Source organism: Alkalibacterium kapii, from assembly GCF_007988865.1.
Taxonomy (GTDB): Bacteria; Bacillota; Bacilli; order Lactobacillales; family Carnobacteriaceae_A; genus Alkalibacterium; species Alkalibacterium kapii.
This window is the reverse complement of sequence record NZ_BJUY01000022.1, coordinates 22,786-35,117: the sequence shown is the minus strand read 5'-3', so window position 1 is coordinate 35,117 and position 12,332 is coordinate 22,786. Positions and strand designations below refer to the sequence as shown.

At 41.2% G+C, this 12,332-nt stretch carries 15 protein-coding genes; 7 read left to right on the top strand and 8 right to left on the bottom strand.

Annotation, left to right across the window (positions count from 1 at the left end; all coding sequences use genetic code 11):
• Nucleotides 1-34 precede the first annotated feature (34 nt).
• From AKA01nite_RS07630 to AKA01nite_RS07615, 4 genes are all read right to left on the bottom strand, one after another.
• A complete protein-coding gene (locus AKA01nite_RS07630) occupies nucleotides 35-436 on the bottom strand; it encodes a DUF4430 domain-containing protein (protein ID WP_146924726.1) in 402 nt (133 codons plus the stop codon).
• Between the two features lie 367 nt (nucleotides 437-803).
• Complete coding sequence (locus AKA01nite_RS07625) at nucleotides 804-1,358, bottom strand: ECF transporter S component (RefSeq protein ID WP_186805137.1); 555 nt, start codon at nucleotides 1,356-1,358, stop codon at nucleotides 804-806.
• Nucleotides 1,359-1,390: 32 nt separating this feature from the next.
• Nucleotides 1,391-3,238: a ribonucleotide reductase barrel domain-containing protein gene (locus AKA01nite_RS07620; RefSeq protein ID WP_146924724.1), complete on the bottom strand. Its 1,848-nt coding sequence runs from the start codon at nucleotides 3,236-3,238 to the stop codon at nucleotides 1,391-1,393.
• A gap of 289 nt (nucleotides 3,239-3,527) precedes the next feature.
• Nucleotides 3,528-3,959 carry a hypothetical protein gene (locus AKA01nite_RS07615; protein WP_146924723.1) on the bottom strand — a complete coding sequence of 144 codons (432 nt, stop codon included), beginning with the start codon at nucleotides 3,957-3,959 and terminating at the stop codon, nucleotides 3,528-3,530.
• A 442-nt stretch (nucleotides 3,960-4,401) separates the two neighbouring features.
• Here AKA01nite_RS07615 and AKA01nite_RS07610 point away from each other — a divergent pair, with 442 nt between their 5' ends.
• From AKA01nite_RS07610 to AKA01nite_RS07600, 3 genes are read left to right on the top strand one after another with little or no spacing between them, the layout of a single operon-like run.
• Nucleotides 4,402-4,659 carry a hypothetical protein gene (locus AKA01nite_RS07610; protein WP_146924722.1) on the top strand — a complete coding sequence of 86 codons (258 nt, stop codon included), beginning with the start codon at nucleotides 4,402-4,404 and terminating at the stop codon, nucleotides 4,657-4,659.
• 24 nt (nucleotides 4,660-4,683) lie between these two features.
• Nucleotides 4,684-6,465, top strand: a complete 1,782-nt coding sequence (gene uvrC, locus AKA01nite_RS07605; RefSeq protein WP_146924721.1) for an excinuclease ABC subunit UvrC — start codon at nucleotides 4,684-4,686, stop codon at nucleotides 6,463-6,465.
• Nucleotides 6,466-6,482: 17 nt separating this feature from the next.
• The gene (locus tag AKA01nite_RS07600) at nucleotides 6,483-7,043 is read left to right on the top strand and encodes a GNAT family N-acetyltransferase (protein ID WP_146924720.1); all 561 of its coding nucleotides are present in this window, start codon (nucleotides 6,483-6,485) and stop codon (nucleotides 7,041-7,043) included.
• Between the two features lie 81 nt (nucleotides 7,044-7,124).
• Here AKA01nite_RS07600 and AKA01nite_RS07595 read toward each other — a convergent pair whose 3' ends face one another.
• From AKA01nite_RS07595 to AKA01nite_RS07585, 3 genes are all read right to left on the bottom strand, one after another.
• On the bottom strand, nucleotides 7,125-7,691 hold the full coding sequence (locus AKA01nite_RS07595; RefSeq protein WP_146924719.1) for an LURP-one-related/scramblase family protein: 567 nt from the start codon (nucleotides 7,689-7,691) through the stop codon (nucleotides 7,125-7,127).
• A gap of 132 nt (nucleotides 7,692-7,823) precedes the next feature.
• On the bottom strand, nucleotides 7,824-7,991 hold the full coding sequence (locus AKA01nite_RS07590) for a YvrJ family protein (protein WP_222592497.1): 168 nt from the start codon (nucleotides 7,989-7,991) through the stop codon (nucleotides 7,824-7,826).
• Between the two features lie 70 nt (nucleotides 7,992-8,061).
• On the bottom strand, nucleotides 8,062-8,289 hold the full coding sequence (locus AKA01nite_RS07585; RefSeq protein ID WP_146924718.1) for a hypothetical protein: 228 nt from the start codon (nucleotides 8,287-8,289) through the stop codon (nucleotides 8,062-8,064).
• Between the two features lie 141 nt (nucleotides 8,290-8,430).
• Here AKA01nite_RS07585 and AKA01nite_RS07580 point away from each other — a divergent pair, with 141 nt between their 5' ends.
• The 3 genes from AKA01nite_RS07580 (at nucleotide 8,431) to AKA01nite_RS07570 (ending at nucleotide 10,422) form a co-directional block, all read left to right on the top strand.
• Complete coding sequence (locus tag AKA01nite_RS07580; RefSeq protein WP_222592496.1) at nucleotides 8,431-9,156, top strand: NAD-dependent protein deacylase; 726 nt, start codon at nucleotides 8,431-8,433, stop codon at nucleotides 9,154-9,156.
• Between the two features lie 92 nt (nucleotides 9,157-9,248).
• Nucleotides 9,249-9,893: an NUDIX hydrolase gene (locus tag AKA01nite_RS07575; RefSeq protein WP_146924717.1), complete on the top strand. Its 645-nt coding sequence runs from the start codon at nucleotides 9,249-9,251 to the stop codon at nucleotides 9,891-9,893.
• A complete protein-coding gene (locus AKA01nite_RS07570) occupies nucleotides 9,883-10,422 on the top strand; it encodes an acyl-CoA thioesterase (RefSeq protein ID WP_146924716.1) in 540 nt (179 codons plus the stop codon). The genes AKA01nite_RS07575 and AKA01nite_RS07570 overlap by 11 nt, the downstream gene beginning before the upstream one ends.
• 172 nt (nucleotides 10,423-10,594) lie before the next feature.
• Here AKA01nite_RS07570 and AKA01nite_RS07565 read toward each other — a convergent pair whose 3' ends face one another.
• Nucleotides 10,595-11,479 (bottom strand): Cof-type HAD-IIB family hydrolase, encoded by an 885-nt coding sequence (locus AKA01nite_RS07565; RefSeq protein WP_146924715.1) that lies wholly within the window; start codon nucleotides 11,477-11,479, stop codon nucleotides 10,595-10,597.
• A 113-nt stretch (nucleotides 11,480-11,592) separates the two neighbouring features.
• Here AKA01nite_RS07565 and AKA01nite_RS07560 point away from each other — a divergent pair, with 113 nt between their 5' ends.
• Nucleotides 11,593-12,276: a uracil-DNA glycosylase gene (locus AKA01nite_RS07560; RefSeq protein ID WP_146924714.1), complete on the top strand. Its 684-nt coding sequence runs from the start codon at nucleotides 11,593-11,595 to the stop codon at nucleotides 12,274-12,276.
• Nucleotides 12,277-12,332: the final 56 nt, after the last annotated feature.

The window sequence follows — 12,332 nt, the reverse complement described above, 5'->3', positions numbered from 1 at the left end:
AACAAAAGAATAGCCTGCTTTTTTCATTACTTTTTTAAAAAGACGTCAACATCCACATGATTTCATCGCCATCTTCAGGAACAAATTCTTCGGCAGAGACTTCGACCATTTCCTCATTAGCCTCAAAGATCCAATAAAGACCTTTATCTTTATCCTGCTCATAGCCATCGATGGCTTGTACAAAACCTTCATCTGAAGTAGCCACATCAAAATTATCTTCCATGAGTTCCATAAGGGTCGTATCATTCATCACTTCAAACGAGTCAGATGACACCTCGTCTTCTTGAACCTGCAAAGTAATAGAGATCTCTTTCATATCAGGTGATGAAGCTTGATCCGTGGTATCGTTTGAGAACATGCCATTGAGCAATAGTGCCAAGACGATAAGGATAATACTGCCAGCAACGGCGATAAGTAATTTTTGTTTCTTTTTCATGAAAATCTTCTCCTCTATAATTTACCTTCTATAAAGCCTAATATTGGAAAGTCTCGCTCATTTTTATTGAACGGCTTTGAAATATTGATTTATTGATTTATCTTCAGCACTTTTATCAAAGCAACTGACAACTGCATGACATACAGCCTTATCTTCAGCAGTTTCATTAAAATAGACGAAAACTCCTGAACATACAGCAATAGCATAAGCACTTTAAACAAAATAGTTAAAAACTACTTAAGATACTACTTTACCTTAAGAAGTTTTGTCAAAACAGACGAAAGCTACTTAAGGTATCAGTAAAAATACAAACAGAAGCTCTTTTATAAGGTAGATTTTATCAGCTGTCTGACAAAATCATCTTCTTTTAGTTTGGGTTTTGAGTATTTTGATCTGCCCGACGAAATATACGCATCACTAAAGGGTATAGAATGACAAAAAATACTACGTTGCCAAATGCATGCATAATATCATAAGGAAGCCCCGACAAATAATAGGGGATAAAAATATTCCATCCGAAAAACGGGGCTTGTACAAGCGAGATAACTAAGCCGTAAGCTATACCTAAAAAAGCCACAAATAAACTCATGATCCACATAGGAACCGATTCATAAGTGTCTTCCAGAAGATAGGTCAGCCCGATCAATACAGTGTAAGCAAAAAACTGTGCCAGCGTCCATGGGCCCATACCCAGATAAATATTCGTGAGTGTTACAGATAAAAGTGAGACCGCCAGACCGCTCTTCCATCCATAATATAAAGTTATACAGACGAGCAAAACAGTCATGGGCTGAACATTGGGAAGAAAAGAAAAGCTCAATCTTCCCACTGAAACAAGAGCGGTCAAGAGCGCTGTACGCGTGAGCGCATACGTACGACCAGGTTTATACGTGGTTTCTTTTTCCGATGGGGAAGACGTCACTTTTTTATCTCCTTTCAATCATTTCCATTCATTTATCTGATTGGGCAGACACCCGTCGAACAGGCTTCCATCGTTTCTAGATCTGCTTCAGTTTCGCTATGCTCGAACTGGTGTAAAAGAGCGGCATCGAAAGGTCTCATGGAAGACTTCAACGCTTCGTACTCTTCTTTCGTGCAGGCTTCATAAGGGGCAAGCGTATATGTCCCGCCATCATGGCTCAAGAAAGAAACACCGACAAAGTCGTCCCAGCCATCCCAGACGCGCTGTTCGGCCTGAGACCATTCGCCTGGTTTCACGTCGATCGTATTGGAGGCATTGTGTTCAACATAATTTTTCTGGAAGCGGAAGTAAGTATCGAACTGTTCATCGACTGTTGTATCTTCTTTGGTACGTTTTGCGCCACTCGCAACAGGGAAGTCGATAACGACGGTTCGTGCATCCTCGATGACTTCTTCTTTTGCCAGGTCGCTCTGATCGTAAAGATTTTTCGTACCGATCTCGGCATGGATTTTCCAGCCAAGTTCTTTAGCCACTTTGACAAGCGGATCCGTGGCATTGATGCGCACGCGACGGATGTAATACGGACTGTGACTCATGTGAACGCCTGGTGAGACGCCACCTGCAACTTGTGACAGGGTGCCTTCTGGTTTAACTGTTGTAGCTAACAATGGCGCATTGACTCGAAGCTCTTTGGCATAGTCATCCGCAGCTTTTCTTGAAGCATCGCGCAGCATGTTCATCCACTTGATTTCCTGTTCCTCAGTCGCTTGAACCAGAGCCAGGGCATCCTTCCATCCAGTGACAGATGTGCCGATCAAACGGTCCCGCTGCTGTATTTCATTCCACGTATCGATTTCCAAAGGAGTCAAGGTCATACGCAGTCCGATACGGGCAGAGAGCTCCTGTGCACGTTTCAACCCATCCAAATCAAGGCCGTACGTTCCATCTTCCTGCTCCTGGACAAAGGCCTTGACGTTGATCGTCGTCAGGTTACAGACGCCTTTGGAATCAAGGATGATTTCGCCGCAGGGGTTGACGCCTTCTGCATTAGGACGACGGTGACGGGCTTCTTCCATATTAAAGAAACCAGGTTCTCCTTCAAGCTGCATCATTTCAAAGACTAGATGTAAAAAGTCACGATCTGGTTTCTTCTCAAACGCGATCGAGTTGTTGCTCATGCGACGGTGATCTAATCCTTCGCGGCGGTCTCCGATATTTTTCAGATTATCGAACCAGCGCGGCTTGATACCTGATTTCTCTAAAAGTTTACCGATTTTTTTGTGTTGTTCTAGCTGTTCTTCTGTCCAGATACCATTCATGCCGTATTTGGCAAACATGGATTCATGGTCATCTGCATCAAATAAGAAAATTTCAGCAGTTCTTCTCACTCCACCAACAACGACATTCGCTCCGATCAGATTTCCGATGTCCAGTATGTGTACCGGACGGACGGAACCGTAGCCTTTGTCGTCTGTTTCGATCGGATCTAAATAAGGATCGATTTCATTTTTGAGTACCTTGTTGATGCCCGCGAACATTTCTCGCAAGGGCGCCGGACCAGAGGCTGTTCCACCGAATGTCTTCAGTCGTTCGCCTTCAGGACGGACGCTATTGTAGCTGATTTTAATGGTATGAATGTCTTCATTTTCAACTTTAGTCAAAAGGTTCAGATATTCGGCTAAAGACTCTACCCAGCCTTCCTTTGAATCACCGACATAAATTTTAGCATAGCCGTTTTCCATTTTCACAACTTTTGTATTCTCAAGTCGTTTTTCTACAGGAACTGGCTTGTAGTCTGAATGTAATAACGTCGTATTCGTTCGTATGTCAGTTAGATTTCGTAATGTTTTTTTCGTTGCTTTGAAACCTACGCCAGTCAAGCGTAGACTTGGACTATATCTTACTTATAAGCGTTACCTTATAAGTCCCTGCGCTTGGCGGCACGATTTTCACGTGACCGCTACTCTACTCAGTTATCATATGGTGTCCTCCCGACAGCGTATGATCTTTTCGATAGTCTCTACACCTTCTATAACTCGACGGATAATAAAATTTCAAGAGTTACAGCTTGGCACGATATTAGCTCTAAGGCCTTCATCGTTAGCACATGTTCTGTTAACATGTACACCCTGTTAGTACAGGTTCACAAGGTTTAACGTCGGCACTGGGCTATTTTACCTTACCGACCATCAGAAGATAGAAAAGTTCTGCTAAGTCTTCCCACTTCTCAATGGATAGAAAAGAACAGTTGAAGTTCCCTAAGGCGAAATCTTTGTTTACTTTCTCATTGGCGTTTCCAAGCCAAAGTGTTCTTCCTGAAGGGAACTGTCTGGTATTATAAATATTCTCAAAAAGTTCTTTGGCTTCTTTGCGCATAGCTTTCAGTTGAACAGCATAACCAATCTTTTTCAAATGTTTGTATTCCAAAGCCATATTATATTCGATTGCGCGTTTCACTGATTCGTGCCAGTATTCTCTTCGTCCTTTGTCTTCAAGCCAGCGGGAATAGGTTCGACTGTATACAAATTCTCCAAGCTCATTAAGTGGATTAGGATGTGTGGCTACGTAATGTTCTACGTAGGAAGCGGGTAAAAATTCCATAGGTAAAACTTCCTCTCTTAATATTCTTTTATCACAATATATAGTATCAAATTATATATTGTGATACAATATATATGTATTTATTAAATTTCTCTTACAATTGATGTTCTCTATTGACATGGCTCAGTGGCAAAGAAAACCGTCTTTTATTAAAAGAGGATCGGTCGGTTAATTATCAAAAATATTAAAATTCAATAAAACCTCTGGCTATCATCTTCGATTTATGCTTTATGTAAAATTGACAAGCAGCAAGTCCTGTGGCAGAGGTAATATTTTAGAGTGGTATAACCATATTTCCAAGACTTGGAATCCTGTCTTGGAACGGACGAAGCTGGAGCAATACTGGAAACTCATTACTTACTTTTTGTACATACTGACAAATGTTCCCATTTTTGGTAAAATGATAAGGACTAAGGATAATCGTGGAATGAAGGAGGGAAACATGGACGACGTGATGATTGAATTTTATAAAAGCAAAGACGAACAGGCATTTCTCGAAAGATGGGAAAGCGCACATGGAACTTTGACCGAAGAACAGACCGATGAATTGTATGCAGATATTGCAGACGCGATCGATGAAGCCATCAAATCAGAGAAGCATGAATTGGGAGAGACCTTTATGTATGAAGGTGTAAAAGTCGGCCGGTCCGATTTCAATGTTTTTCATTCCTTGTATCTTTTTGAAGCACCGAAAGACTAAAACGTAGGCAAAGGAGGTGTTTTTTTGTCTAATGAACTGATCGAAAACAAACTGAAATTGCTCCCTAGTTTACCGGGATGCTACATTATGAAAAATAAAAACGATGAAATCATCTATATCGGTAAAGCCAAAAATCTTAAAAATCGTGTCCGTTCATACTTCCGAGGAGAACATGAAGGGAAAACAAAGCGTCTGGTCGAAGACATCGTTGATTATGAAACGATCGTTACGGGTTCAGACAAAGAAGCCCTTCTTCTAGAAGTGACACTGATTCAAAAGCATCAGCCTAAATACAATATCCGGTTGAAACGCGGAACAAGTTATCCGTATTTGAAAATTACGAATGAACGGGATCCAAAGCTGGTCATTACGTCAGAAGTTGAAAAAGACGGTGCACATTATTTTGGCCCTTACCCTGATGTGTGGGCTGCTTCTGAAACCAAACAGCTTATTCAAAAAATCTACCCGCTTCGCAAGTGTAACGGTCATCAGAAACGTGCCTGTCTGTATTACCACATTGGTCAGTGCATCGGGCCTTGTGACCATGAGATACCTGAAAAAGAATACGACGAGCAGATCAGACGCATCAAATCTTTCCTGAATGGAAATGTCTCAGAGATTAAAAAAGATCTGAAACAGAAGATGCAGGAAGCAGCAGAAGACATGAATTATGAACGAGCGGCTGAATTTCGTGATCAAGTCTCTTATATTGAGCGGACAGTCGAAAAACAGTCGATCATATCCAATAATTATACATCTAGAGATTTCTTCAACTACTACATGGACAAGGGATGGATTTCTATTCAGGTCTTTTTTGTCAGGCAGGCGACCTTGATCAAGAGAGAAGCAACAATGTTTCCGGTCATCGATACACCGGAAGAAGAGCTGATCGGGTTTATTCTGCAGTATTATGAGGACATAAATAATCAGAAGCCAAAAGAAATCTATGTCCCTCAGACAGTGGATACAGAACTGCTCGAGGAAACACTTGAAACCAAAGTATTTGTTCCTAAGAGAGGACGCAAAAAAGAACTGTTGGACTTAACAGGCAAAAACAGCGAAATTGCTTTGAAGCAGAAGTTCCGTTTAATAGAAATGAAAGAGCAGAAAACAACTGGAGCCATTGAAGAACTGTCAGAGGTCATGGGACTTCCTTATATCGAGCAGATTGAGGCGTTCGACCACTCAAATATTCAAGGAACGAATCCTGTGTCAGCGATGGTTTCATTTAAAGATGGGGTCCCGGACAAGAACAATTATCGCAAGTATAAAATAAAGACAGTGGTGGGCAGTAATGAGTTTGCGACGACCCAGGAAGTGATCAGGCGGCGTTATTCTCGTCTTTTAAAAGAAAGAAAAAGCATGCCGGATCTGATTTTGATGGATGGCGGAAAAGTCCAGGTCAATGCTGCTAGGGATGTCCTGGAGAATGAGTTTGGTCTGGATATTCCAGTAGCAGGGATGGTCAAAGACAAAAAACACCGGACGGCAGGACTGATCTTTGGAAATGATCTGGAACCGGTCGTTTTAAATCCAAGGAGTCAAGCCTTTCATTTAGTTCAGCGTATTCAGGAAGAAGTACACCGGTTCGCCATTACTTTCCACAGAAACGTCCGCGGGAAAAACAGCTTTACCAGCCAGCTTGATGAGGTAGAAGGCGTGGGTCCTAAAACACGGACAAAAGTATTGAGACATTTTAAATCAATGAAACGGCTCAAAGAGGCAGAAATCGATGAATTAACAGCACTGGGAATACCTGTAAAGGTAGCAGAACGCATCAAAGATACTGTGAAACAAAATAGCTGAATAAAAAGGTGATATGAGTGATTAGAAGTGCACACAAAGAAGATGTAGAGGAAATCATTGAGTTGATGAAAGTCATTCTCATTGATATGGAACTGCCAGTCATGCAGAAGGTTCCCTGGAAGGATCTGAAGTCTTCGCTGGTTAAAGCAGCAAAACAGAAGGCATATCGTTTCAACTTTACTAATGCGAAGGTAAAAGAAATCGATGGTCGGATCGTTGGCTTTTTTTATGGATATAAAGGAGGCTCTGCAACAGATGCTTATGAGTCGATCGATGCCTTTTTAGAAAAATATAATCTGACGTCTGATGAAACTTACAGTGATGAAGAAAGTCTCGATGGTGAATGGTATCTTGATATGCTCGTTATAGATGAGAGTTATAGAAACAAGGGCATCGGCAGTGAACTGCTGAAAGCCGCTTTTGTTGAAGCTGAAAAAAGTGGAATGACAGCTATAGGACTGAATGTCGATAAACGAAATCCACGTGCCAGAGATTTATATGAACGTATGGGGTTTGAAAAAGTAGATGAACTCATCCTGTCAGATCATCTCTATGACCATTTGCAGAAAAAATTATAAAAAAACTCTCATGATTTATACAGACGCTTTAAGCGATCTGATTTAAATCATGAGAGTCTTCATTTTCTATGACATCTGTGTTCATTGAAATTTTTGTCTGATTTTCATCCATATCGGATGCATGAAACCGAGACTGTACTTTTGCTGCTGCTTTCTTTTCAAAAGCTTCTTTTTGTTTTGCGCATAGTGATCCAGCAGTACAGCTACTCCGCACGCAGCGGGAGCCTCTTCGCCTCTGACCAGTTCAACAGTGTAAAACTCGCCTGTATAAGAAACAGTTTTATCAATGGTACCTATTTTATTACCGAAGTGTCTGACTGTGAATTGTTTCTTGTCGAAATCACCAGTGATTATCCAGTTGAGACCAGATAAAGTAAAAAAAGGATTTTTTATTCCGCGAATACCGGGATGCTTTTTCAAGCTGCCGATTTTTTCAGTATTGATATAAAAATGGAATTTCGGAAAAAGAGATAAGGTCACTTGTCTAATGTCCAGCAGTCGCTTACCATCGATTGAAAAGACAGACAATTTATCAGCAATGCGTCCCCACTTTCCAACAATCAAAAACAGTTCCTGGCCAGTTGAATCAGAAACGATCAGCTTGTCCTGTTTTGACATGAATTCTTTTTTCACAAAGTACCGAACCATTTCTACTCCTCCTCCAACCCGTCTATCGTTCTGGTTTACACTTATAATTATAACACTTGGAACTTGATTTATGAAAGCAGATAAAAGTAAAAAGAAAGCAGCGGATCAAGATCTGCTTTCTTTCACTGTGTTTTACTTTTTGCTGTGAGACATTACAGTCGTCAAATCCTTCAAGGCTACGACGATCGCATCAACTTTACTTTCCATTCGGTGCAGTAAAAACAGCGAAATGAAAATGGGGAATCCGACATTCGCTATCATGTCTAAAGCAGTGTTGAAAAGAGTCAATTGTGTGTCCATTGCCATCCTCCTCTCTATTTATAATAACGAGAGAACAGGCCCAAGTGTCACCTGAAGTTTAGATGGATTTCTACTGACTTGATCGGTAGCCACTGTGGAAAACAGGATCAACATACTGGTTATATAGAAAGTAAAACTCAATAACTTTCATCAATAATTTCTTCACTTTTCTTGTGGCACCAATCGGCTCGAATTTATGAGCGGTACCGGCAGTAGTAATTGCTGCTGAAAAAGTACAGACTGCAAGGCCAATTGTGTCGTCTGCTGCAATCAGTAATGTCGATATTGGCTCAGTCATGTTTCAAATTACACGCCTTGATGATAAATGTTAAGATATAAAATAGAAGAAAAGAACGTTTCTTTCCGTTATGATTAAAAAGATTACAGAAAAAACTGCAAAGTAAATAAAATTATCTTTTAAAAAAAAGGAGAGATCGATGTGGCAGACATTGAAAAAGTAGCACAATGGTTTAAAACCAGTCAGAATATTGCTGTGATAACAGGAGCAGGCATGTCTACTGAAAGTGGCATACCTGATTTCCGGTCGAATAAAGGATTATATGAAGAAGAAACGGAATCAGGCACACCGATGGAAGAAGTTCTCAGCCTGTCTTTTTTTAATACGCACCCCGAAACATTTTACCGTATCTATCATGAAAAGCTTGTGTTTAACAATGCTGAACCCAATACTGGTCATTTATTTCTGAAACAGTTGGAGGATAAAGGCCATGACGTTACGATCATTACACAAAATATCGACGGACTTCACCAGAAAGCAGGCAGTACACATGTTTTGGAACTGCATGGCAATGCGAGGAAGGTGATCACAGAATCAGGGGCAGTCAAACCACTGGCTGACGCCAAGCGTGATGCGACAGGGTTGAGTATTGATGGTGAATGGGCGCGTCCAGCTATTACTCTGTATGGTGAAACGCTGGATACAGACACACTGGCTGATAGTCTCAAAGCAGTAAAAGAAGCGGATATGTTGCTGGTTATGGGGACGAGTCTGAATGTATATCCGGCAGCCGGACTTATTTATGACTATAATGGATCTAAGAGTGCTTTGATCAACAAGGAACCGACACCACTTAATGCTGAATTTGCTTATGCCTATACAGGCTCCATTCGTCAATGGGTCAAAGAACTCAAAACATTTATGTAAAGTAGAAACTGCATTCGTAGATATTTCTGAAAGAGAGACTGTTTAATTCAGTCTGAAAGACAAATAATGGGAATGAACAGGAAGGTGAAAAAGTGATAGAGCACATAAAAAGCGTGATAGCCGGTCATGACCCAGCTTCGGTTACCAGACAACGAAAGTATGCCGTTTTGCTTCCTCTTGTAAGGGTTGATGATGAGCTCCATATACTTTTTGAAATCAGGAGTAACATCGTCTCGCAGCCTGGCGAAACGTCTTTTCCGGGAGGAGCTTTAGAAGAGAGAGAAACTTACAGAGAAGCGGCTTTGCGAGAAACGGAAGAGGAACTGGTACTTGATAGAAACGAGATTAGTATTTTAGGAGAAATGGACTATATCGTCAAAGAAGATCATGTAATAAAATGTTTTGTGGGGTGGCTGCCAGATACTGATGTGTCTAAACTGGCCCCAAACGAAGAAGTGGCAGATGTTTTCACTATACCTCTGCAGTACTTTCTGACGAATGAACCGCTCTATCATAACGTCCAGTATGAAATCGAACGGACCGGCGACGATCCAGTTAAATTGGACTCAGATAAGCAAAAATATAAATGGAAGACGATCGATCAGCAGATTCCTTTTTATTCTCTGTCTGATTATTATCTCTGGGGATACACAGCGCACTTGACGCACCGTTTCAGCGAACTTATAAAAAATAAAACAAACCAAATTAATTTTGAGGATGACAGGAATGACAAATAAAAGCAGTAAAAAATTAACATGTAATGATACCAGAGTAGTGCAGACGCATCGGATCCTGCCTCCTGATTTGAACGATCATCAGACCTTGTTCGGCGGCAAACTGATGAGCCTGATAGATGATACCGCATCGATTTCCGTTTCCCGATTTGCCCGTTCAAACGATGTCATTACAGCATCAATGGATGAGCTTCATTTTATTCACCCCATCAGACCCGGACACTCGGTTTGCGTAGAATCTTACGTGACCGGGGCAGGACGGACCTCTGTCGAAGTGTTTGCTAAAGTTCTTGGAGAAGACCTTTTAACAGGTGAACGTTATATAGCGGCAACCAGTTTTATCACTTTTGTTGTGCCCGGAATGAGTGCCAGCCAGAGTCTGCCTCAGATCGTACCAGGAGATAGTGAAGAGCAGATGATCTGTGGGGATTATAAAGACCGCCGTGAAAGACGGCTGACCGACCGGTATGCCAATGAAAAACTAGTTGACGCCATAACGATACTACCGCCATGGCAAAAAAATGATAAATAAAACCAAGGGGAAAAGAATGGATTTAAACGTATGCAGACCATTATCCTTGAGATGAAATAAACGCAGGCCAGGTGAGCAGCGTTGTATATTTGTTTAAAACTTTTATAAACAGCGATTCGCAGACAAAAAAGAGGCTGGGACTTTTATGTCCCAACCTCCAGTGGTTTTGATTTTATTGGTTATAAAACTTATCGCTCAACACTCGGGATATGGCTTCAGCCACGCCGTTTTGACGGTTGCTGGACGTTAAAAATCGGGCAGCTGCTTTAGCTTCAGGCTCTGCATTCTCTACAGCTACTGAGTACTTCGCCCACTCAAGCATTGACAGATCATTGATATTATCGCCGACCGTCATCACTTCTTCAGCTTTTACACCTAACTGTTTGGCCAGCTGAGCGACAGCGATACCTTTTTGAGCTGCTTCATGGTTGATTTCAAGGTTTCGTTTACTGGAGGCAGTGATAGCTAAAATAGGAATCTCACGCTGCAGTTCTTCCTTGAGTGGATCGAGGATCTCGCGTCCCTTACTGGAGTGCACAGACACTTTGAGAATGATCGCACTGTCGTCATTAATGATTTCTACATAATCATCGACAAAATGTATTTTCAGCTCTTTTGCGTATTCAGCAGCATTCTCGAGAGCCTCTTCGTATGACGTGTCAGGGTTCATGTCATAAAGCATCATAGCAAGCATTTCCAAGCGATGATCTTTATTGTCTGAATAAATACCCTTGGATGTCATCAGTTCTTCGTGAATATCTTCGTATCCGGAGAAGATATCTAACATTTTTCTGACTGTACTTTTTTCAAGACCACGGTTATACTTGACGTTGCTGTCTTCATCAAAATATTGTGCGCCATTTTGAGCAATCACTGGACAGCTTATACCGTTGTCCTCTAACAAAGGGTACGCCATGGGAAAGTCCCGCCCGGTCGCAATGGCGAAATGGATCCCCTGGCTTTGTGCGCGCTTGATAGCGGAAACATTGGCATAGCTGATTTCCATATTTTCATCAAGCAGGGTGCCATCCATATCTGAAACAATTAACTTTATCATCTGTATGTCTACTCCTTTAATGCAATATAATCATTAAAACTAGCATACCAAAAAAAACAGAATAGAACACGGTAATTATCATTATATTAAAATAAATTTAAAAGGAGAGCTCTATGACTATTTCTGTAAACAATGACTGGCAGCCTATACTGGAAAAAGCAGCACAAAAGAAGTCTTACTTCGCTCTCAGAGAATTTTTGAAAAAAGAATACGAGACCACAACAGTATACCCAAAAAAAGAGGATATCTGGCAGGCGTTTGAGTGGACACCTTATCATGAGGTAAAAGTTGTGTTGCTGGGACAGGACCCTTATCACGGTAAAAACCAGGCGCATGGACTCAGCTTTTCTGTTGATCCCAGTGTTTCGATTCCACCTTCACTGCGGAATATGTACAAGGAGTTGGAAAATGATCTGGGCGTTCCAACGCCTTCACATGGCTATTTGAAAAAGTGGGCTAAAGAAGGTGTCCTGCTTTTAAATACTGTTTTAACTGTCCGAAAAGGCCAGGCCCACTCACATCGCAAAATGGGATGGGAAAATTTAACAGATGACGTTATAAAAGCACTCAATGACCGAAAGAAACCGATCGTTTTTCTTTTATGGGGCAATGCAGCTAAATCTAAACGACATATGATCAACGAAGACAGGCATAAAGTCATTACATCGGCGCACCCGAGTCCTTTATCGGCTTATAGAGGTTTCTTTGGTTCAAAACCTTTTTCAAAAACAAACAAAGCCTTAAAAGAAATGGGTGAAAAGCCAATAGACTGGGAAATCCCTGAAGTTGAAAATTGATAGATGAAAATAGAAAGATTGGTGTGAATCACTGTTTAAAAGTGTTAAGATGTTAT

Excerpts from the sequence above, each read along its gene's own strand:
- AKA01nite_RS07595 (WP_146924719.1), bottom strand. The coding sequence starts at position 7,691 with ATGGTTCGGTACTTTGTGAAAAAAGAATTCATGTCAAAACAGGACAAG.
- AKA01nite_RS07560 (WP_146924714.1), top strand. The coding sequence starts at position 11,593 with ATGACTATTTCTGTAAACAATGACTGGCAGCCTATACTGGAAAAAGCA.
- AKA01nite_RS07615 (WP_146924723.1), bottom strand. The coding sequence starts at position 3,959 with ATGGAATTTTTACCCGCTTCCTACGTAGAACATTACGTAGCCACACAT.
- AKA01nite_RS07590 (WP_222592497.1), bottom strand. The coding sequence starts at position 7,991 with ATGGACACACAATTGACTCTTTTCAACACTGCTTTAGACATGATAGCG.
- AKA01nite_RS07630 (WP_146924726.1), bottom strand. The coding sequence starts at position 436 with ATGAAAAAGAAACAAAAATTACTTATCGCCGTTGCTGGCAGTATTATC.
- AKA01nite_RS07585 (WP_146924718.1), bottom strand. The coding sequence starts at position 8,289 with ATGACTGAGCCAATATCGACATTACTGATTGCAGCAGACGACACAATT.
- AKA01nite_RS07610 (WP_146924722.1), top strand. The coding sequence starts at position 4,402 with ATGGACGACGTGATGATTGAATTTTATAAAAGCAAAGACGAACAGGCA.
- AKA01nite_RS07570 (WP_146924716.1), top strand. The coding sequence starts at position 9,883 with ATGACAAATAAAAGCAGTAAAAAATTAACATGTAATGATACCAGAGTA.
- AKA01nite_RS07565 (WP_146924715.1), bottom strand. The coding sequence starts at position 11,479 with ATGATAAAGTTAATTGTTTCAGATATGGATGGCACCCTGCTTGATGAA.